Origin of the sequence: Undibacterium sp. CCC3.4, assembly GCF_034347425.1 — a bacterium.
Lineage (GTDB): Bacteria > Pseudomonadota > Gammaproteobacteria > Burkholderiales > Burkholderiaceae_D > Undibacterium.
In genome coordinates, this window is the sequence record NZ_CP133779.1 from 1,660,285 (window position 1) to 1,680,338 (window position 20,054).

The following is a 20,054-nucleotide window of genomic DNA, read 5'->3' on the forward strand; positions in this document are numbered from 1 at the left end:
GGCAGCGTTTCACGTTCGTCATAGCTTTTTTCTCGCAGAGGTCGATCATGCTCTATCCTGAATTATTCAAATCATTGGAACAAGTACGCTGGAATATGGAGACTGATATTCCTTGGGATCAGTACGATGCCAGCCTCCTGACGGCAGAGCAGGCGCAGACCATCAAGATGAATGCGATCACAGAATGGTCGGCCTTGCCGGCGACCGAAATGTTTTTGCGTGACAATCGCGATGACGCTGATTTTTCTGCCTTCATGTCGATTTGGTTTTTTGAAGAGCAAAAACACGCCTTGGTGTTGATGGAGTATCTGCGGCGCTTCCACCCTGAATTAGTGCCGACTCAGGCCGAACTCGACAAAGTACGTTTCGAATTCGACCCGGCACCGCAGCTGGAAACCCTGATGCTGCATTTTTGCGGCGAAATACGCCTCAACCACTGGTATCGTCGCGCTTCCGAATGGCATACCGAACCGGTCATCAAGCATATCTATAAAATCATCAGCCAAGATGAAGCACGCCATGGCGGTGCCTATTTGCGCTATATGAAAAAAGCCTTGCATGAAACCGGTGATGTCGCCCGTTCCGCCTTCGCCAAAATCGGTGTGTTGATGGCCTCGGCCAGACGCACTGAAAAGCCGCTGCACCCGACCAATCTGCATGTCAATCAAGCTTTGTTCCCCAATGATACGGTGCAGAGTCGCTTGCCTGATCCTGATTGGCTGGAACGCTGGCTCGATGTGCAGATCAAATTCGACGGTATTTGGGAAAAGAAAGTGATCGACCGCATTCTGCACAATCTCTCCTTACTGTTTGAACGCAGTTTTGAGACGGTCCAGGATTTGAACCGCTACCGCAAAGAAGTGAATAAAAATCTGGCACCGGTGTTGCTGTAAGCGCGTGGGCAGCGGTGTACAATGCCGTCTTCCTATTTAACTCTCTGCACCGTCGCCCATGTCTGACTTCGAACAAAAAATCTGTCTCCGCAGCGAACTCGCTGCCCGTGTCGCGGCCCTGCCTAAGCCGGTAGTGTTGACCAATGGGGTGTTCGATATTTTGCACCGTGGTCACGTGACGTATTTGGCGCAGGCGCGTGCGCTCGGCGGCTCGCTGGTGGTGGCACTCAATACCGACGCTTCGGTGAAACGGCTGGGCAAGGGCGACGATCGCCCGGTCAATTTGTGCGCCGATCGCCTCGCCGTGATCGCCGCGCTCGGCGCGGTCAGTTTGGTGGTGGAGTTTGATGAAGATACTGCGCTCGAAGTCGTGCAGCAAGCGCGGCCGGACATCTACGTCAAGGGTGGCGACTACACGATGAGCGCGATTCCCGAAGGCCAGGCGGTGTTGGCCTATGGCGGGCGGGTACACGCGATTCCTTTCGAACATCAACGTTCGACTACCAGCCTGCTCAGTAAATTGCGCGCACCGCGCGCCGACAGCGCTTAAAGCCAGCGCTTAAAGCCAGCGCTTAAAGCCAGCCTTACGCGCCGCCGGCGAAGCCATGCTGGCGCCAAGCTTCATATACCACGATGGCGACGGTATTAGATAAATTCAAACTGCGATTATCTGGCCGCATCGGCAAACGGATACGTCGCGCCGGCGCGAAACTCTCGCGCACTTCCACCGCCAAGCCGCGCGTTTCAGCACCGAACACAAAATAATCACCGGCTTCGAAACGGGCTTCGGAAAAAATGCCGGAGCCGTGCGTGGTCAAGGCAAACATCCGGTCTGGTGGGGGCTGTTGTGTGGCGAGAAAATCTGCCCAATTTTTATGCACCTTCATGCTCGCATAATCATGGTAATCGAGACCGGCGCGCTTCATTTTGCTGTCGTCGAGCGGAAAGCCGAGCGGCTCGATCAAATGCAGTTGCACACCGCTGTTGGCGCACAGACGGATGATATTGCCGGTATTGGGCGGGATTTCGGGTTCGACGAGGACGACATGAAACACGGTGTTTCCTTAACAGAGAAGTGGCGCGCGTCGGCAGACTGCCAGAGACGCGCAATGCCAACATTGTAGCAGGCACTTAAACGAGCTTGGGAAGCGCGGATTTAATCGCAGTGGCAGCGGACAAACCGCTTGGATTAAATCTGCGCTTCCCTAGGCTCAATTAAGCGGAACAACTGGCCTGCGTCCTCCGGAGGCCAGCTTTAACAGTCATATCGCTCATTATTACCGTCTCGGCACTGGTCGTATTCAGCGCGCCACTCTGGCTGATGCCAACAGTCGTCGCGGCGATACTTGCCGATGCGGTGACATCGCTCATACAAAAAGTGGCACGGCCATTGCGTCAACAAAGCAAAGCGCTGCTCTACCTTCTGGACTTCACTTCCATTATCCTCAAAGGGCGCGAGTTTGATCGCTGGACGCTCTCCAATAAAACGCGAAATACACAGAGTGTCAAACTCCAGCTCCTGTACGCAGCACAAGCGCAGATACTGTTTTCGAATGGTAACGGTGAGGCTGCCAAGCTTACCGACCCGAAGGACTTCTTTCCAGCTCCTTGAGAATATCCCTTGAGTTGTAGTCACATTGTGACTACAATGGAGTCTCTGAAGCCATCAAGAGGAAGTCACCATGAGCACCGCCGATACCTATGTCCGCGCTCGCATCGATACAAGAACCAAGGAGCGTGCTGCGGACGCACTGGAAGCGATGGGACTATCCATCTCTGACGCTATCCGCCTGCTGATGCTGCGCATTGCAGATGAGCGCCGGATGCCGTTTGATGTGAAAGTACCCAACGCGACAACACGTAAGGCGATTGCTGAGCTGGAAGCCGGGAAGGGTAAGCGGTTTAGCAGCGTTGATGACTTGATGGCAGACTTACATGCGGACGATTGATCGTTCCTCATCCTTCAAGCGGGACTACAAGCGTGAGGCCAAGGGATTGCACCGGGCTACGCTTGATAACGATCTGAAGCCTGTTCTCGTGGCTCTGGCAACTGATCAGCCGCTCGATGTCAAATACCGTGATTATGATTTGAGTGGTGATTGGGCCGGTTATCGGGAATGTCACATCAAGCCGGACCTGTTGCTGATTTACCGAAAGTCGGATGCTGACACGCTTCGACTGGCACGGCTTGGCTCTCACAGCGAGCTTTTCGGTTAAGCCTGTTGCAACTTGTCGGGGTGAAACTTCAAGGTGCGCAAAAATGAGTCTGCCCACCATCAGAGAAAAACCGGCGCATGTGTCGCGGCGATTAGAAAAGATGCTCAAAAAAAACCTGACAACTTAATGGATCGTCGCTCACCGGCCGAAGAGGCTGTCGCAACAGCCTGGCGGACGCTGTTTACACCTGAAACACCGCATACCTCGTCAGTCCCGCATGCTTTTGGCTGGAACCCAGTATCGTTTTTAGCACTGAAAACAGCATGATTTCTGGTATTTTCAGTTAAGCACGAACGCCGCCAGGTTCCCGCGCAAAAGCGCGCTGATCATTACCCACAAGTTAGGTCGATTGCGCATCCACCCAGCCGCCCAATTCGTCATTGCCGCGCAGGCGGCAATCCAGTGGCGCGCACGCGCCTTTTATCTCTGTGCTGCTCAGGCGCAGCAGGACGTGTTGATTTAACAGAAAAAAGTGCCCTTGATCGACCCTCCCACCCTGAAGGCACTAACGTGCCACTGGATTCCTGCCTACGCAGGAATGACGAGGCGAGAGCATGGGGGAATGACATGTCGGCCAGTTGGAGTAATGATACCGACTGAAAACCCTTTTGCGACAGCCTCTTGAGGCCGGGGTAATTGACGAGGTATTTTATTTCGCGCTCAAGCCAGCACGCCATGCTGCTGATCATCGGGTTTCGGCGTGCGCGCAAACACATAATTGCTGACGCTGGCCGCGCCATGTCGTTTCAGCAAGCGTGCGATGGTTTGCAAGGTCGCGCCGCTGGTCATCACATCATCGACCACGGCTAAGTGGGCACCGGCGATATGCGGCAACAGGGCCGGTGTGATCAGGAAGGCGTGGCGCAGATTTTTTTTGCGCTCGCTCAGCGTGAGCCGACTCTGTGGCTCGGTGTCGCGACAGCGCTGCAAGCCATCGATATACAGCGTGCTGTCGAGCGCGCGCGCCAGCGGGCGGGCAATTTCCAGTGCTTGATTGTAGCCGCGTTCGCACAAGCGTCGCCGGTGCAAGGGCACCGGCAGCAGCGCTGCGGGCTGCAGCAGCGGCACACTTGCGCCGTCTTCGCGGTCTGCCTGCCGTATCGCTTGATGCAGCAGGCGCGCCATCAGCGGTGCCAAGGCCAGGCGCTGGCCGAATTTAAGCGCCAACACCAATTGATCTTGCGGTGCCAGGTAATCGGTGACGACGATGCTGCGGTCGAACGCCGGTGGGGCGGCCAGACAGGCACCGCAGCGGCGGCTGGTTTCTTGCGGCAGCAGTGGGAGCGCACATTGGTGGCAACGATTTGTGCTCGTGCGCAGATAGCGCTGCTGGCAAGCTTGGCACAGCAGTGCGCTGTCAGCTGCATCACACAAGCTGCAGCGCGTTGGCAGCAAAAGTGGGACAGCCGTATCAATGAGGGTGACTAACAGTGGGTGCATGAAATAATACCAAGCGAAACACAAGCGTGTAAACTGGGCGCTACTTTGATCAATTATACCTGCCCGGTTTCTATTTTATGTTGAGTGCTCCGATCGACCTCGCCTTGGTGCGCCGTCTATTTTCCGATCCGCAAAAATTGCTGGAAGGCGATTTTTTAAACCGTGAAATCGCCTTGCGCATGCGCGAAAAACTTGAGCTCGTCAAAATCAGTCCGACGGCGCTGCTCGATGCCGGCTGCGGCACTGGTGCCGATTTGGCGGAATTACAGCGCGCTTATCCGCAGGCCCAAGTGATCGGTCTCGACGCCGCCGCTGCCATGCTCAGCCATGGCCGGCTACAACAACAAGCCGCCTTGTCGGCGGTCGGGCGTTTGCTGGCGAAATGGACACCGAGCAGTTTGCGCAGTGAGCGCGCCGCCATGCTGATGGCGGCCGATTTCGCCACCATGCCCATGGCAGCACAATCGCTGGACTTGATCTGGTCGAACCTGGCTTTGCATTGGCACCCGCAACCGAACTTGGTCATGGCCGAGTGGCGCCGCGTGTTGCGCACCGAAGGCTTGCTGATGTTTTCTTGCTTCGGCCCGGATACCTTGGTCGAATTGCGCAGCGCGTTTGCCGCCGTCGATGCGCATGTGCACACGCTGCCATTCGTCGATATGCACGATTATGGTGATATGCTGATCGACGCCGGTTTTTCGACGCCGGTGATGGATATGGAAAAAATCACCCTCACCTATCAAACGCCGCAACGCCTGTTGGCCGATGTGCGTGCGCTTGGCGGCAACCCTTTGCAAACACGTCAGCGTGGTTTAATGAGCAAGCGACAATACCGCGCCTTGCTCGATGTCTTGGAAATGCAACGCTCACCAGCAGGTCTGCTGGAACTCACGTATGAAGTCGTGTATGGTCATGCATTCCGGCCCGTGAGCCGCAAGACAAGTGCCGGTGAGGCTATAGTGCGCTTCGATCTGCCGAAAAAATAAGCTTGATCGCGCTGAAAGAAAATCGCGAAATTTGATTTTCAACGCAAGAAACTTTTGTTTCATTTGCGCCAGATCATTGCGCTGCATCGTGCATTCTGCTTGATATGCGTTCACTTTCCGCCTTATACTCAACGCGTTGTAGAAGTTGCCAGTTCGCACTTTGTCACAATCTTTCGCGTCCTGGTGCACATCTAAGAATTCTAATCGGGGTTTTGGGGAAAACATGAAACATGCACAGCGATTGAAATCGTTCATGCTCGCTGCCGCACTGTCGGCCGCCAGTTTGCCGTCTTGGGCGGTGGTAGACAGTCAGGGTGGGCCGGCGGTATTGGAAATGAATTTGCAAACACCGGTGACGCAAATTGCCGAACAAATTTATTCCATCCACAATCTGATGCTCATCATTTGTTTGGTGATCTTCGTCGCCGTGTTCGGTGTGATGTTTTATTCCATCCTCAAACACCGCAAATCGCTCGGACATAAAGCTGCGACCTTCCATGAAAGCACCACGGTCGAGATCCTCTGGACCATCGTGCCATTCATCATCGTCATCGGCATGGCCTTGCCAGCGACGCGTACCGTGGTCGCGATGAAGGATACCTCTAACGCCGACATCACTATCAAGGCCACTGGCATGCAGTGGAAATGGGGTTACGATTACCTCAAAGGCGAAGGCGAAGGGATTGCCTTCCTGTCCACGCTCTCTACCCCACGTACCCAGGTTGGTGCGCCGGGTGTGGCACCGACTGAGCCGCGCGGCGTCAATTACCTGCTCGAAGTCGACAATGAAGTAGTGGTGCCGGTGAATAAGAAGGTGCGCATTATTACCACGGCCAATGATGTCATCCACTCTTGGACCATTCCAGCCTTCGGCGTGAAACAAGATGCCATTCCCGGTTATGTGCGCGATACCTGGTTCAAAGCAGAGAAAATCGGCGTGTATCGCGGTCAATGCGTTGAGTTGTGCGGTAAAGAGCATGCTTTCATGCCTATCGTCGTCAATGTCGTTTCGCAAGCCGACTACACCAAATGGGTAGACCTCAAACATAAAGAAATGCTCGCTAAGGCCGACGACCCGAACAAGGTATGGACGGTCGACGAACTCAAACAACGCGGCGAAAAAGTGTATTCGGCTAATTGCGTGGTTTGTCATCAGGCCAGTGGTAAGGGTGTGCCGGGTGCCTTCCCTGCGCTGGATGGCTCTGCCGTGGTAGCCGGTGCCAAAGATGCGCAGATTCATTTGCTTCTGAACGGGAAAAACGCCATGCCAGCTTGGAAAGCGACTTTATCGGATACCGAAATTGCGGCAGTGATTACCTATACGCGTAACAACTGGTCGAACAAATCCGCCGAAAACATCGTACAGCCATCCGAAGTTTTGGCTGCACGTAAGTAATAACAGGAAGAACAGGAGAAAAGATGAGTACAACTACCGTCGATCACGCGCACGATCATGGCCACGCTGATGCCCATGACCATGCCCATGACCATCCGCACGGCTGGCGCCGCTGGTTATTCGCTACCAACCACAAAGATATCGGCTCGCTCTACCTGTGGTTCGCGTTCACCATGCTGCTCTCGGGCGGTGTGCTGGCACTGATCATCCGCGCCGAATTGTTTCAACCTGGTTTACAACTGGTACAGCCGGAATTTTTTAATCAACTGACTACCATGCATGGCCTCATCATGGTGTTCGGTGCCATCATGCCGGCCTTTGTCGGCTTCGCTAACTGGATGATTCCGCTGCAAATCGGCGCTTCCGATATGGCGTTTGCGCGGATGAATAACTTTTCATTCTGGCTCATGCCACCGGCCGCGATTCTGCTGGTCAGCTCATTTTGGGTGCCGGGCGGTGCCACTGCGGCCGGTTGGACGCTGTATGCACCATTGAGTACGCAAATGGGCCCAGGCATGGATATGGCGATTTTCGCCATCCATATCATGGGTGCCTCGTCGATCATGGGTTCGATCAATATCATCACCACCATCCTCAATATGCGCGCGCCTGGCATGACCTTGATGAAGATGCCGATGTTCTGTTGGACCTGGCTGATCACGGCCTATCTGCTCATCGCGGTGATGCCAGTGTTGGCCGGGGCGATCACGATGACCTTGACCGATCGTCACTTCGGCACTTCCTTCTTCAATGCCGCCGGTGGCGGTGATCCGGTGATGTACCAGCATATTTTCTGGTTCTTCGGGCATCCGGAAGTCTACATCATGATTTTGCCGGCTTTCGGCATCGTCTCGCAGATCGTGCCTGCCTTCGCGCGCAAGCCTTTGTTCGGTTACGCTTCCATGGTCTATGCTACGGCATCGATCGCGATTCTGTCCTTCATCGTCTGGGCCCATCACATGTTTACTACCGGCATGCCGGTAACGGCTCAGTTGTTCTTCATGTATGCGACTATGCTGATCTCGGTGCCGACCGGTGTGAAGGTATTCAACTGGGTTGCCACCATGTGGAAGGGCTCGATGACGTTTGAGACACCGATGCTGTTTGCCGTCGGTTTCATTTTCGTCTTCACCATGGGTGGTTTCACCGGCTTGATCTTGGCGGTCACGCCGATCGATATTCAATTGCAAGATACTTACTACGTGGTGGCCCATTTCCACTACGTGTTGGTAGCCGGTTCCCTGTTTGCCTTGTTCGCCGGGTACTACTACTGGGGGCCGAAATGGACTGGTTTCATGTACAACGAAGCGCGCGGGAAAATTCATTTCTGGGCTTCGCTGATATTCTTTAACGTCACCTTCTTCCCTATGCACTTCCTTGGGCTGGCCGGGATGCCGCGTCGTTATGCCGATTATCCGGCGCAGTTTACCGACTTTAACCAGATCGCCACCATCGGTGCTTTCGGTTTCGGTCTCACGCAAGTGTATTTCATCTTGGCGGTGGTGATTCCATCTATCCGCGGCGGCACACCGGCGCTGGCCAAGCCATGGGATGGGGCGGAAGGTTTGGAGTGGACTGTGCCGAGTCCGGCGCCGTTCCATACCTTTGAAGTACCACCGATCGTTAAATAAGAAAGAAGCGACGCAGCGTTTTGCGCTGCGTCACCTGCATATGAAAAACGAAAAAAAGCCGAATAATCTCAGAACTGCCTTGCTCCTGTTTTCAGTTGCCATCGTTTTTTTTATCGGTGTCATTCTGAAGCAGTCTGTGTTACGTTGAAATGGATGCGGCATGCAAGAGCGGAAAAAGTCTGGCCTGATCACGCAACTCAATGCCACCATGCTGGTGAAATTGTTGGTGATTGCGGTGATGATGTTTGGCTTCGGCTATTTGTTGGTGCCGATTTATAAGCAAATTTGTGAAATCACCGGCGTCAATATTCTGACACCGAAAGATATCACGGCCAAAGAACTGACGAATTCGCAGATCGACCGCAGCCGCGAAGTGACCATCGAGTTCGATGCCAATACGCAGGGGCCGTGGCGCTTTCGGCCTACCCAGAGCAGTATGAAGGTGCATCCGGGCGAAATGGCGCAAATCGTCTATGAAGTGGTGAACAAGCAGCCGTACAAGATGGATGCGCAAGCGATACCAAGCTATGCGCCGCAACAAGCCAGTGCTTACTTCAAAAAAATGGAATGTTTTTGTTTTAAGCAACAGACCTTGGGGCCGAATGAAGCGCGGCAAATGCCGGTGGTGTTTTACATCGATCCGGCCTTACCTAAAGATGTTAAAACGATTACCTTGTCGTATACTTTTTTTGAAGTCGGCGGCAAACTCGGTGTAGCCGGGGCTACGGATAAATGATGAGTCAATTACCGCCTGAAAAAAAACGCCAAGCCTCTTTGTTGGCGACCATGAAAGCCGTGTTTTGGTCATTTCTGGGGATACGCAAGCGCAGTGACTATGAACAAGATGCTGCGCAACTCAATCCTGTGCACGTCATCATTGCCGCCCTGATAGGCGCGCTGATTTTCATCGTAAGCTTGGTGCTGATCGTGCGTTATGTGGTGGCAAAATAGTAGCAAAGCAGTGCCAAAACAAGTAATGTAATTAGAATAATTTCAGACCATACATTTGGATCAGGAGATCAAAAATGAGTTCTTCAAACGCGAAAGCACCATATTATTTCGTGCCGGGGCCATCCAAATGGCCAGTGCTGGCCGGATTTTCCTTGCTCCTGACGATGATCGGTGCATCGGCTTGGGTCAATAGCTTGGCGTGGGGTTCGTATGTGAACTTCGCCGGTATTTTCCTGACCTTGGTGGTGCTCTACAATTGGTTTGGCGAGGCCATCGCCGAATCGGAGAGCGGCCAATACAGTGAGCGCATCGATATCTCGTTCCGCTGGAGTATGAGCTGGTTCATTTTTTCCGAAGTGATGTTCTTTGCCGCCTTTTTCGGGGCCTTGTTCTATGCCCGCAGCATTTCCATGCCATGGCTAGCCGATCTCGATCACAAAGTTTTGTGGCCTGATTTTGCTGCTCAATGGGGCAATACCGGACCAGCCGGCACCGTCGAGGCTTTCAAAGCCATGACGCCGTTTCCTATCCCGACCATCAATACCGCGCTCTTGCTCACTTCCGGCGTGACCCTGACGCTGTCGCATCATGCGCTGCGTTCCGGTCACCGCAAGCAAACAGCACTGTGGTTGTTTGCCACGATACTGCTCGGTGCCGTGTTCATGGTGTGCCAAGCCTATGAATATATTGAAGCTTACCAAGAATTGAATCTTAAGCTGACTTCCGGTATTTACGGTTCCACCTTCTTCATGCTGACCGGTTTTCACGGCTTCCATGTGACCATGGGTGCGATCATGTTATCCGTGGTACTGTATCGCGTGATGAAGGGTCACTTCACACCGGAACAGCATTTTGCCTTCGAGGGTGCGGCGTGGTACTGGCATTTTGTCGACGTGGTCTGGCTCGGTCTGTATGTGGTGGTTTACTGGTTGTAATGCTTGCGCCAGTAACGAAAAAAAGCCGCACCACAGTGCGGCTTTTTTTATGTTCTTTTGCTTGCTCTCAATGTATCCCGGTCGGTTCGATCAGACCGAAGTAATTGGCCAGCAAGATCAGCAGAAACAAGCTGATGGAAAAGCCGACCCGATAGGCCAGCGCCTTGACGGTACGGTTGCTGCGTCCCTTGTCTTTCATCAGATAGACCAGGGCTGAGCCCATGCTGAAGATGATCAGGAAGAACGCGATGGCGACCAGAATTTTCATGCTTCGACCTTGTTGGTATCTGATTAATCGTTTTTCTATTGTAATCGCTAATGTTGATTCTTTCGCGCTTCAAATTGATCCCTTTGCTAGTCAGCATAGCCTTGGTCGTGCTCGGTATCAGCTTAGCGCAATGGCAAACTCGGCGGGCGCTGGAAAAAGAACAGATTGCCGCCGCCATCGTTGAGCGTAGCCGCTTGCCAGCAGTCGACCTGGCCAGCGTCGAGGTGGCGAGCCTGCCTTTGTGGAGCAAGGTCAGCTTACGTGGCGAATTCGTCAGCAACTGGCCGCTGTATCTCGATAATCGCCCTATGCAAGGCAAGGCCGGCTTGATTGTATTGATGCCATTCAAGCTCGCCGGCAGCCAGCGCAGTATCGTGGTAGCGCGTGGTTGGCAGGCGCGAAATCTTCAGGATAGAATGCAGACTGGTTCCTTATTGACCCCAAGCGGGGTGGTGACGATCACCGGCATCCTGCGTGCGCGCCCAGACCGGGTGCTGCAATTGGGGCAGGCGGCAGCCTTGGTTCCTGGTGCGTTGTTGCAAAACCTCGATATCGCCGATCTGGCCAGTCACAGCGGCTTGGAGTTGGCCGCGCTGATCGTCGAGCAACACTCGAGTTTGCCCGATCAATTACAACGCGATTGGCCCGTGCCGGCTGCTGGTGCGGATAAGCATCGCGCGTATGCATTTCAGTGGTATGCCTTGGCACTTATGGCATGCCTGTTTTTTATCTTCACAGGAATACGTCGTGGAAAAAATCAATCAGCAAGCGCCGTTCCCCCAAACAGCGATGAGTGAGGCAGCAGCGCTCAGTAAGCGCACTACGCGCGGTCGCTGGAAATTATTTTCGGTGTTGGCCGTGTGTGCCGCCCCGATGCTGTTGTCGTATCTGGCGTATTACGTCATTAAACCGCAAGGCCGTACCAATTATGGTGAATTGCTCGATCCGCGCGCCCACCCTATGCCGGTCTTGCAAGCGCACGAGCAGGGCGCACCCGAGCGCGGCGTGGTCGGGCTCGAGGCGTTTCGCGGCAAATGGTTGATGCTGACGGTAGACAGTGGTGCTTGTGCTACCGCTTGCGAAAAGAAACTCTATGATGTGCGCCAACTGCGCTTGGTGCAAGGTAAAGAAATGGACCGCATCGAGCGGATTTGGTTGGTCGATGATGCCCAGACCGTCGCACCGCGCTTGTTGAATGAATTTGCCGGCATGCATGCGTTGACGGTCGACGCCGCGCAGTTGCGCAGTTGGTTGCCGGTGGCCGAGGGAGGGCAACTGAGCGAGCATATTTATTTGGTCGATCCGCTGGGGAATTTGATGATGCGCTATCCGAAAGATGCCGATCCGAACAAGATTAAGAAAGATCTGGCCAAGCTTTTACGCGCTTCGGCGATAGGCTGAGTATGCTGCTGCCTCAACTCGCCCTGACCGGCTGCGCCGTCGCGCTGCTGCCCTTACTCATCGTTTGGCGTTCGAAAGAGCCGAACAAGCAGCGCAAGCTGCTCGCCGTCACGTTGGCCTTGACCTTTGAACTGATCATGTTCGGTGCCTTCACGCGCTTGACCGATTCCGGCCTCGGCTGCCCGGATTGGCCCGGCTGCTATGGCCAAGCCAACCCTTTGCAATCACATGCCGATATCAAAGCAGCCGAACTGGCCATGCCGGATGGACCGGTGACGCTGCAAAAGGCTTGGATAGAAATGCTGCATCGCTATCTGGCCACCAGTGTCGGCATCTTAATCATCGCGCAAGTGGTCTTGGCTTGGCGCAGTCGTCGTCGCACCGGTATTTCACCATGGCTGGCCAGCTCGCTGTTATTGCTAGTCTGTTTGCAAGGTGCTTTCGGGGCTTGGACCGTGACGCTGAAGTTGCAGCCGGTGATCGTTACCACGCATTTACTGCTAGGGATGGCATTGTTGGCTTTGCTGGCCGCTGCGCATGAGCAACAACGACCGGTCCCGGCACGAGATAGCGCGGCGCAGCGTTTGCGCGGGCCGGCCTTGCTGGCTCTGCTGCTGGTGGTAATACAAATCGCTCTGGGCGGCTGGGTGAGCACTAACTATGCGGCTTTGGCTTGTCAAGATTATCCTACTTGTCACGGCGTTTGGGTTCCGCAAATGGATTTTGAGCACGGCTTTCATTTGTGGCGGCAACTCGGTATGACGCGTGATGGTGCTTACTTGCCATTTCCAGCCTTGGTCGCGATCCATTGGGTGCACCGGAATTTTGCCTTGCTGGTCGCTGCCGTGGTTGTCGTCGTCGCATGGCGCGCCCGTGGCACGCTCAGTTGTGCCGGCCTCGGGCGCTATTTATTGCTGGCGATCGCGGCGCAAATGGCCATCGGCATCTCTACCGTGCTGTTTTCTTGGCCTCTGTCTTTGGCCGTACTGCATAACGGTGGTGCCGCCACGCTGGTGCTGCTGCTGACCATGTTAAACTGTCGTCTCAGGTTTGCATGGTGCAACCGTTGATAGATAGAACATGACAACTTTAAGTTTGCCCTCTAACCGAGTGGCACAGTACTGGGCCCTGACCAAACCACGGGTCACGCAGTTGGCGGTATTTTGCGCCGTCATCGGTATGTTTCTGGCGACGCCCGATTTACCCGATTGGCGCGTGCTGGTAGCGGCAACCGCTGGCATCTGGCTGTTGGCTGGTGCCGCCTTCGCTATCAATTGCCTGGTCGAGCGTGAAATCGATGCGCGCATGGCACGCACGGCACGCCGTCCCACGGCGCAAGGTGAGATCAGTGCCACGCAAACCTTGGTGTTTTCCGGTGTCATCGGTGGGGCTGGGATGTGGCTACTGTATACCCTGGTCAATCCGCTGACCATGTGGCTGACCTTTGTCACCTTCGTCGGCTATGCCGTGGTCTATACCATCATCCTCAAACCAGCTACGCCGCAAAACATCGTCATCGGCGGCTTGTCCGGCGCGATGCCGCCGGCCTTGGGGTGGGCGGCCGTCGCCAATGATGTACCGATGCAAGCTTGGTTGTTGGTACTGATTATTTTCGTCTGGACGCCGCCGCATTTTTGGGCCTTGGCGATGTACCGCCGCGATGACTATGTGCGCTCGGGCTTGCCGATGTTACCGGTCACGCATGGCCCGGAACTGACGCGTTTACATATCTGGCTCTACACGATCGCCTTGTTTGCCACTACCATGTTGCCGTATGCGGTGCACATGAGCGGTCTGATTTATCTGGTCAGCGCCGTCGTACTCGGCTTGATTTTTCTGGCCTATGCCTGGCAAATGTATCAACATTACAGCGACGTGCTGGCACGCAAAACCTTTGCGTTTTCTATCATTTATTTATCCTTACTGTTCGCCGCCTTGCTGGTCGACCACTACATCAAACTATGACACTCTGGAAAAAACTCTGCGCCGCTCTGTTGCTGTGCGCCTTGGCCGCTTGCGATAAGCCAGCCGAAAAATTCACCAACACCGATTTGACCGGACTCGATTATGCGCGCGACTTCGCGCTGACCGATCATCACGGCAAGGCGCGCACCTTGGCCGATTTCAAAGGTAAAGTGGTGGTGATGTTTTTCGGTTATACCCAATGCCCCGATGTCTGTCCCACCACGATGGTCGAGATGGCCGATGTGATGAAGCAGCTCGGCCCACAAGCCGAGCAAGTTCAGGTGATTTTCGTCACCATCGATCCGGCGCGGGATACCCAGGCCTTGTTAGCCGAATACGTACCGAACTTTGATGCGCGCTTTCTCGGCATGTACGGTGATGCAGCAGCCACCGCCAAAGTGGCCAAGGACTTCAAAGTGTATTATCAAAAAGTCGATGGCAATACACCGAGCAGTTACACCATGGACCATACGGCCGGCAGTTATGTGTTTGATAAAGAAGGGCATATCCGCCTGTTCTTACGGCATGGGCAGGGTACGGCACCGGTGGTGCATGATTTGAAGTTGTTGCTGAAGTAAGCTACGCGGTGTTGACGGCGTCTGCTGAAAACACCTGACTCTGCGTCGTGCCCCCGCGTGCTCATGCCTCGTTATTCAAGCGCAGGCGGGAAAGACAAAAAAAGCACTCCGAGGAGTGCTTTTTTATATTTCTACCGCCATGCGGCTTCAGGTAAAACTGGCCAGTGCCGTTTTCATTTTCTTCAGTGCCGCACTTTCAATTTGGCGTATGCGTTCGGCTGATACGCCGTATTCACTGGCCAGTTCATGCAGGGTCGAGCCGGAACCGTCATCATTCTTGAGCCAGCGCGATTCGATGATATGGCGTGAACGAGCATCGAGTTTGCTCAAGGCAGTTTCCAAGCCTTCGCTTTGCAGCCGGTCGTACTGGCGCGTTTCGATCACGCGGGTCGGTTCTTCTGACTCGGTTTTCAAGTAAGCGATAGGAGCGAATTTTTCATCGTCGTCATCAGTCGGCGCGTCGAGCGCAATATCGTGACCGGACAAACGCATTTCCATTTCGATGACTTCTTCGCGTTTGACGTCCAGTGTCTTGGCCAAGGCATCGATTTGCTTTGGCGTCATCGCTTCCAAACCGACTTTATGGCTGCGCAAATTGAAAAACAATTTACGTTGTGCCTTAGTTGTGGCGACTTTTACCAAACGCCAGTTTTTGAGTATGTACTCATGCATTTCCGCTTTGATCCAATGCATGGCATACGAGACCAGACGCACGCCTTGGTCGGGATCAAAACGCTTGACGGCTTTCATCAGGCCGATGTTACCTTCTTGTATTAAATCTGCATGTGGCAAGCCATAGCCGAGATAACCGCGCGCGATCGAAACGACCAAGCGCAGGTGGGACATCACCAGTTGTTGTGCCGCAGCTAAATCGTTTTCTGCGCGCAAACGGGTGGCGAAATTGATTTCTTCTTCATGCGTGAGCATGGGCAGGCGGTTGACAGCGGAGATGTAGGCATCAATATTTCCGAGCGTACCACTGAAACCCAAGGCCAGCGCGGTGCTGTCGGTTGCCGGAATAAGTTGTGTCGAAGTCATTGCTATGTTTCCTTCTCATTGCTGCTGGTCAGCATCAAAAATAATACCTTACCAGCGGAGTAAGTTCTTATATTAGCACTCTCTGCCCAAGACTGCCAATCAGCTCAAAATTGTGATGATTAGACTACTATCAGAGTGCTGGGATGTTGGCACCGATCGGTACTGCCGAAAACTGCTGCAGTGTGGCAAATCGGATAGTTGTAGTCCAAAAATCAGGAATTCAACTGTTTGGAGCAGAATAAGCGTAAAAAGTTGCAATATTTTTTAATAACACTGAATTATATTAAGCGGCGCGCGCTAATTGCCGGCGTACTGACAGGTAGGCACCGGCCAAGCCGAGCACCATGCTGCAGGCCAGCAAGCCCAGACTGGGCCACAGTGGCAGCGGTGTCAGGCGAAATTCGGAGGCATACAGTTTGGCAAAGACGGCGATGGCTTGGTTAAGTGGTTGCAAGGAGGCAGCGATGATCGCCAAGGCCAACAAACCGGCTAATAAGCCCAGCAAGGCACCAGTGTAATAGTAAGGACGGTGGATGAAGCTGTTGGTCGCGCCGAGCAGACGGGTAATGGTAATTTCTGCTTGGTGAGAAATCACTTGCAGTCTGGTGGCATTGAACACCACGACCACGACGACCAGCGCGAGCGTGCCAGCCAAAAACATCAGGGCAATTTGTAAAATTTGCACCAAGGCTGCCAAGCGCTTGACCCAGTCGGTATCAATCTGTACTTGATCGACATCGGGCAAGGCTTGCAATTGTCCGACCAAGGCGCTCAGTTGTTCGGCGTGCGCATTCGATAAAGATAAAATATAGGCATCCGGTAAGGGGTTGCCACCCAAGGTAGCCAGCACTTCCGCCAAGCTCGAGGAATCTTGCATGGTCGCTAATGCTTTTTCTTTTGGAACGAAACGCAGTTGGCTCTCGAGGCCATTTTCTTTGAGCAAACGTTTGATCGGTATCGACAAGGCCGTGGAGCTGGCGCGTGGCGTGTCCGGTGTGACAAAGATACTGATTTCCGGTTCTATCGCCAGTTGCGAAGAAATCGGGCGGATGTTGTCGATCAGGGTCAGACCGGCGATCGGCAAGGCCAGCGCAATGGCCACGACCAAAACATTAAAGCAAAAATTGCCTGTGCCGGCGCGCAAATGGGCGAAGGCACTTTTCAAGGCAAACAGATGTTCACGAAACCAGATTGTCATCAGTATTCTCCTGCGCGCAGCGCTGGTAATTCAGGGGACGGTGTGGCCATCAGGCGGCCACCGACTGCCAGTGATCGGTAACTGTGCCGTGGCTCAAATAAATCACGCGGCTGGCTTGTTCTAAAAATTGCTCGTCATGACTGGAAATGAGGCAAGTCACACCGGCGCTTTGGAAGGCTTTGAGTGCTGCGATCACTTGATTGGCATTGTCGCGGTCGAGAAAAGCGGTCGGTTCATCGGCCAAGATGATTTTCGGCCGGTTGACGATGGCGCGGGCAATCGCGGCTCTTTGCTGTTCGCCGCCCGAGAGTGCCAAGGGAAAGGCGGCGGCTTTGTCGATCAGGCCGACTTTTTCGAGCGCGGCACGGGCGCGTGCTTGCGCTTGGCTGGCGGGCGCACCGGTGACGATCAGCGGCAACATGACGTTGGCCAGTACCGAACGGTCATTGAGCAACTTTTGCTCTTGCAAGATCAAGCCTAATTTGCGCCGTAAGTAGGGCAGGCTGCCGCTTTTGAGCTTGCTCATGTCTTGGCCATGAACGATGACGCGGCCGCTGCTGGGCTTTTCTATACCCGCTATCATCTTGAGCAAGGTCGATTTACCGGCACCCGAGGGGCCGGCCAAGAAAACCAACTCACCATCGGGGATGGTCAGTGAGACATCACGCAAAGCATAGGCGTCGCGTGAATATTGTTTGGTGACATTCTCGAATTCAATCATGATCGACTTTTCCGTGGGCTCAGTGCAGCAGGGCGTCGACGAATTCCTGGGCGTTGAATGCCTGCAAATCTTCTATTTGTTCGCCAATGCCGATGAAATACACCGGAATCGGGCGAGTTTTGGCAATCGCTGCCAAGACGCCACCTTTGGCGGTGCCATCGAGCTTGGTGATGACCAAGCCAGTCAATTGCAAGGCGTCATCGAAGGCCTTAACTTGTGCCAAGGCATTTTGCCCGGTATTGCCATCGATAACCAGCAAGACTTCTTGCGGTGCGCCATCCATGGCTTTGGCAATCACGCGTTTTACTTTTTTCAATTCTTCCATCAGATGCAATTGCGTCGGCAAGCGTCCTGCCGTATCGATCATCACCACATCGGTGCAGCGCGCACGCGCTGAAGCGACGGCGTCGAAGGCCACCGCGGCCGGGTCGCCCGATTCTTGCGAAATGACTGTGATGCCATTGCGCTCGCCCCAGATTGCCAATTGTTCGCGTGCCGCTGCACGGAAAGTGTCACCAGCTGCCAGCAGTACCGTTTGGCCATGCTCTTGCATATGCTTGGCCAGTTTACCGATGGTAGTTGTCTTGCCGGCACCATTGACGCCGGCGATCATCATCACCATCGGTTGATGACGGCCGAGTTCCAGCGGCTTTTGCAGCGGTGTGAGTAAATCGAGCAGCAATTGCTTGAGGGCGGCTTTGACTTGCTCGGCTTCGGTCAGTTTGTCTGCCTTGACCTTTTTCTTGAGTGCATCGAGCAGAAACAACGTCGCATCGACGCCGGCATCGGCCGTCAGCAAGGCAGCTTCGAGTTCTTCGTATAAGTCTTCATCGATACGGGCACCGATGAAGAGGGTGGTAAGATTAGTCGAAGTTTTTGCCAGGCCGGCTTTGAGACGACTGAGCCAAGAGCGTTTGCTCTCCGGTTCGGCTACCGTGGCGGCAACGGCGAGCTCCGCTGCGGCAGGCGCAGCAGGCAGCGCGACAGTCGTGGCCGGCACGGTCGGCACCGCTTCGGTCAATGTGGGCGGCGTGGCGATGGCCGGTTCGTCTTTGGGTTTTCTTTTAAAGAAACTGAACATCAGGAATGCTTTTGTCGGAAGATGGCGCGCCGAATTGGCCCACCTGGTATTAGAATGCTGCCATTCTAACAGACCCACGCGCGGTAATTTGATTTACCAGTGTCAAACCTATCATGAAACCGATGACCAAAAAAACGCCCAGCGTGTCCCGCTCCAGCCACCAGGTTCGCATCATCGGCGGCCAGTGGAAGCGCAGTCTGCTGTCGGTAGTGAGCGCCGAAGGCTTGCGCCCGACGCCAGACCGTGTCCGAGAAACAACATTTAACTGGCTCAATCATCTTTTTAACGCTAATTGGATGACGCTGCGTTGCCTCGACCTGTTCGCTGGCAGCGGTGCGCTCGGCTTCGAAGCGGCCAGCCGCGGCGCGGCCGCGGTCACCATGGTGGAAGCGTCGGCACCAGCGTTTCGGCAACTGCTGGCAGTGCAGGAAAAACTCGCTGCCCAGCAGTGCCGCCTGTTGCGTGCCGATGCCAGTAAAGCCATAGCCAGCTTGGCACCCGCCAGCTGCGAGCTGATTTTTCTCGATCCGCCGTTTGAACAGGCGTGGTTGGAAAAAATGCTGCCGGCTTGCCAGCCCTTGTTGGCCACGCCAGGCTATGTTTATGTCGAATCCGAATTTGCTTTAGATCATGCTGATCCAAGCGAAAGCATGAAAAAATTGCTCAGCGGATGGCAAGTAATACGTGCCGACCGCGCCGGCAGCGTGTATTTCCATATCCTGCAACGCAGCATTCTGCAGCCTGATACGCACGAAAATCAGGCATAATGCCAGAACAATTTGGTGCATAACAATATGCAATTAGCGAAAAAGGAGTGAAGATGGTCACAGCCGTTTATCCGGGAACATTTGATCCGCTGACCCGTGGTCATGAGGATTTGGTACGCCGCGCCTCGGGCCTGTTCGATACTTTGGTGGTCGGCGTGGCCGACAGCAAAAACAAACGACCATTTTTCTCACTCGAAGAGCGCCTCAGTATCGCCAATGAAGTTCTGGGACACTATCCTAATGTGCGGGTCGAGAGTTTTTCCGGCTTGCTCAAAGATTTTGTGCGAAAAAACGACGCGCGCGTGATTGTGCGCGGTTTGCGTGCCGTGTCTGATTTTGAATATGAATTCCAGATGGCCGGTATGAACCGTTACCTTTTGCCTGACGTCGAAACCCTGTTTTTGACGCCATCCGACCAGTACCAATTCATTTCCGGTACGATAGTGCGTGAAATCGCCATGTTCGGTGGCGATGTCTCGAAGTTTGTATTTCCTTCGGTCGATCGTTGGCTCAAAGAAAAAGTTGCTGCGCTCGATATCGAGGAAAATAACTGATGCCCATGCCCGGCGGGTTTAAGCCGGGTGGAAA

General features: G+C 54.2%; 26 protein-coding genes. 19 read left to right on the top strand and 7 right to left on the bottom strand.

The annotated features are described in order from the left end of the window. Nucleotides 1–47 precede the first annotated feature (47 nt). On the top strand, nt 48–893 hold the full coding sequence (locus tag RHM61_RS07575) for a ferritin-like domain-containing protein (protein WP_322250517.1): 846 nt from the start codon (nt 48–50) through the stop codon (nt 891–893). Nucleotides 894–951: 58 nt separating this feature from the next. Next, a complete protein-coding gene (locus RHM61_RS07580) occupies nt 952–1,443 on the top strand; it encodes an adenylyltransferase/cytidyltransferase family protein (protein WP_322250518.1) in 492 nt (163 codons plus the stop codon). A gap of 34 nt (nt 1,444–1,477) precedes the next feature. Here RHM61_RS07580 and trmL read toward each other — a convergent pair whose 3' ends face one another. Next, on the bottom strand, nt 1,478–1,948 hold the full coding sequence (trmL, locus tag RHM61_RS07585) for a tRNA (uridine(34)/cytosine(34)/5-carboxymethylaminomethyluridine(34)-2'-O)-methyltransferase TrmL (protein WP_322250519.1): 471 nt from the start codon (nt 1,946–1,948) through the stop codon (nt 1,478–1,480). A 266-nt stretch (nt 1,949–2,214) separates the two neighbouring features. Between trmL and RHM61_RS07590 the strand changes: the two genes are divergently transcribed. The 3 genes from RHM61_RS07590 (at nt 2,215) to RHM61_RS07600 (ending at nt 3,110) form a co-directional block, all read left to right on the top strand. Beyond that, nucleotides 2,215–2,505, top strand: coding sequence for a hypothetical protein (locus RHM61_RS07590; RefSeq protein WP_322250520.1), 291 nt, complete (start codon nt 2,215–2,217; stop codon nt 2,503–2,505). Nucleotides 2,506–2,575: 70 nt separating this feature from the next. Next, on the top strand, nt 2,576–2,842 hold the full coding sequence (locus RHM61_RS07595) for a type II toxin-antitoxin system RelB/DinJ family antitoxin (protein ID WP_322250521.1): 267 nt from the start codon (nt 2,576–2,578) through the stop codon (nt 2,840–2,842). Then, on the top strand, nt 2,829–3,110 hold the full coding sequence (locus RHM61_RS07600; RefSeq protein ID WP_322250522.1) for a type II toxin-antitoxin system YafQ family toxin: 282 nt from the start codon (nt 2,829–2,831) through the stop codon (nt 3,108–3,110). Before RHM61_RS07595 ends, RHM61_RS07600 begins: the two co-directional genes overlap by 14 nt. Before the next feature lie 660 nt (nt 3,111–3,770). Here RHM61_RS07600 and RHM61_RS07605 read toward each other — a convergent pair. Then, nucleotides 3,771–4,550 carry a ComF family protein gene (locus RHM61_RS07605; RefSeq protein WP_322250523.1) on the bottom strand — a complete coding sequence of 260 codons (780 nt, stop codon included), beginning with the start codon at nt 4,548–4,550 and terminating at the stop codon, nt 3,771–3,773. Between the two features lie 77 nt (nt 4,551–4,627). Between RHM61_RS07605 and RHM61_RS07610 the strand changes: the two genes are divergently transcribed. From RHM61_RS07610 to RHM61_RS07640, 7 genes are all read left to right on the top strand, one after another. After that, a complete protein-coding gene (locus RHM61_RS07610; protein ID WP_322250524.1) occupies nt 4,628–5,536 on the top strand; it encodes a methyltransferase domain-containing protein in 909 nt (302 codons plus the stop codon). Nucleotides 5,537–5,759: 223 nt separating this feature from the next. After that, a complete protein-coding gene (gene coxB / locus RHM61_RS07615) occupies nt 5,760–6,932 on the top strand; it encodes a cytochrome c oxidase subunit II (protein ID WP_322250525.1) in 1,173 nt (390 codons plus the stop codon). A gap of 23 nt (nt 6,933–6,955) precedes the next feature. Then, nucleotides 6,956–8,563 carry a cytochrome c oxidase subunit I gene (gene ctaD / locus RHM61_RS07620; RefSeq protein WP_322250526.1) on the top strand — a complete coding sequence of 536 codons (1,608 nt, stop codon included), beginning with the start codon at nt 6,956–6,958 and terminating at the stop codon, nt 8,561–8,563. A 40-nt stretch (nt 8,564–8,603) separates the two neighbouring features. After that, on the top strand, nt 8,604–8,711 hold the full coding sequence (locus RHM61_RS07625; protein WP_322250527.1) for a cytochrome oxidase small assembly protein: 108 nt from the start codon (nt 8,604–8,606) through the stop codon (nt 8,709–8,711). 12 nt (nt 8,712–8,723) lie between these two features. Continuing rightward, a complete protein-coding gene (locus tag RHM61_RS07630; protein WP_322250528.1) occupies nt 8,724–9,299 on the top strand; it encodes a cytochrome c oxidase assembly protein in 576 nt (191 codons plus the stop codon). After that, nucleotides 9,299–9,514: a DUF2970 domain-containing protein gene (locus RHM61_RS07635; protein WP_322250529.1), complete on the top strand. Its 216-nt coding sequence runs from the start codon at nt 9,299–9,301 to the stop codon at nt 9,512–9,514. The genes RHM61_RS07630 and RHM61_RS07635 overlap by 1 nt, the downstream gene beginning before the upstream one ends. A 74-nt stretch (nt 9,515–9,588) precedes the next feature. Further along, nucleotides 9,589–10,449, top strand: coding sequence for a cytochrome c oxidase subunit 3 (locus tag RHM61_RS07640; protein ID WP_322250530.1), 861 nt, complete (start codon nt 9,589–9,591; stop codon nt 10,447–10,449). A gap of 67 nt (nt 10,450–10,516) precedes the next feature. Here RHM61_RS07640 and RHM61_RS07645 read toward each other — a convergent pair whose 3' ends face one another. Next, nucleotides 10,517–10,717 carry a twin transmembrane helix small protein gene (locus RHM61_RS07645; protein ID WP_322250531.1) on the bottom strand — a complete coding sequence of 67 codons (201 nt, stop codon included), beginning with the start codon at nt 10,715–10,717 and terminating at the stop codon, nt 10,517–10,519. Between the two features lie 50 nt (nt 10,718–10,767). Between RHM61_RS07645 and RHM61_RS07650 the strand changes: the two genes are divergently transcribed. Genes RHM61_RS07650 through RHM61_RS07670 form a run of 5 tightly spaced genes read left to right on the top strand, consistent with a single transcriptional unit; the run spans nt 10,768 to nt 14,661 of the window. After that, on the top strand, nt 10,768–11,514 hold the full coding sequence (locus RHM61_RS07650) for an SURF1 family protein (RefSeq protein WP_322250532.1): 747 nt from the start codon (nt 10,768–10,770) through the stop codon (nt 11,512–11,514). Continuing rightward, nucleotides 11,507–12,118 (top strand): SCO family protein, encoded by a 612-nt coding sequence (locus RHM61_RS07655; RefSeq protein ID WP_416200230.1) that lies wholly within the window; start codon nt 11,507–11,509, stop codon nt 12,116–12,118. Before RHM61_RS07650 ends, RHM61_RS07655 begins: the two co-directional genes overlap by 8 nt. Nucleotides 12,119–12,120: 2 nt before the next feature. Next, a complete protein-coding gene (locus RHM61_RS07660; RefSeq protein ID WP_322250534.1) occupies nt 12,121–13,188 on the top strand; it encodes a COX15/CtaA family protein in 1,068 nt (355 codons plus the stop codon). Nucleotides 13,189–13,198: 10 nt separating this feature from the next. After that, nucleotides 13,199–14,083 (top strand): heme o synthase, encoded by an 885-nt coding sequence (gene cyoE / locus RHM61_RS07665; RefSeq protein ID WP_322250535.1) that lies wholly within the window; start codon nt 13,199–13,201, stop codon nt 14,081–14,083. Beyond that, nucleotides 14,080–14,661, top strand: coding sequence for an SCO family protein (locus RHM61_RS07670; protein ID WP_322250536.1), 582 nt, complete (start codon nt 14,080–14,082; stop codon nt 14,659–14,661). Before cyoE ends, RHM61_RS07670 begins: the two co-directional genes overlap by 4 nt. A gap of 147 nt (nt 14,662–14,808) precedes the next feature. On the opposite strand, the gene rpoH is transcribed toward RHM61_RS07670, so the two are convergent. From rpoH to ftsY, 4 genes are all read right to left on the bottom strand, one after another. Further along, complete coding sequence (gene rpoH / locus RHM61_RS07675) at nt 14,809–15,699, bottom strand: RNA polymerase sigma factor RpoH (RefSeq protein ID WP_322250537.1); 891 nt, start codon at nt 15,697–15,699, stop codon at nt 14,809–14,811. Between the two features lie 283 nt (nt 15,700–15,982). Next, complete coding sequence (locus tag RHM61_RS07680; protein ID WP_322250538.1) at nt 15,983–16,897, bottom strand: cell division protein FtsX; 915 nt, start codon at nt 16,895–16,897, stop codon at nt 15,983–15,985. Between the two features lie 49 nt (nt 16,898–16,946). Next, nucleotides 16,947–17,618: a cell division ATP-binding protein FtsE gene (locus tag RHM61_RS07685; RefSeq protein ID WP_322250539.1), complete on the bottom strand. Its 672-nt coding sequence runs from the start codon at nt 17,616–17,618 to the stop codon at nt 16,947–16,949. Nucleotides 17,619–17,637: 19 nt separating this feature from the next. Beyond that, on the bottom strand, nt 17,638–18,699 hold the full coding sequence (gene ftsY / locus RHM61_RS07690) for a signal recognition particle-docking protein FtsY (RefSeq protein WP_322250540.1): 1,062 nt from the start codon (nt 18,697–18,699) through the stop codon (nt 17,638–17,640). Nucleotides 18,700–18,812: 113 nt separating this feature from the next. On the opposite strand from ftsY, the gene rsmD reads away from it, so the two are divergent. Then, the gene (gene rsmD, locus RHM61_RS07695; protein WP_322250541.1) at nt 18,813–19,466 is read left to right on the top strand and encodes a 16S rRNA (guanine(966)-N(2))-methyltransferase RsmD; all 654 of its coding nucleotides are present in this window, start codon (nt 18,813–18,815) and stop codon (nt 19,464–19,466) included. A 53-nt stretch (nt 19,467–19,519) separates the two neighbouring features. Then, a complete protein-coding gene (gene coaD, locus RHM61_RS07700; protein WP_322250542.1) occupies nt 19,520–20,020 on the top strand; it encodes a pantetheine-phosphate adenylyltransferase in 501 nt (166 codons plus the stop codon). Nucleotides 20,021–20,054 lie beyond the last annotated feature (34 nt).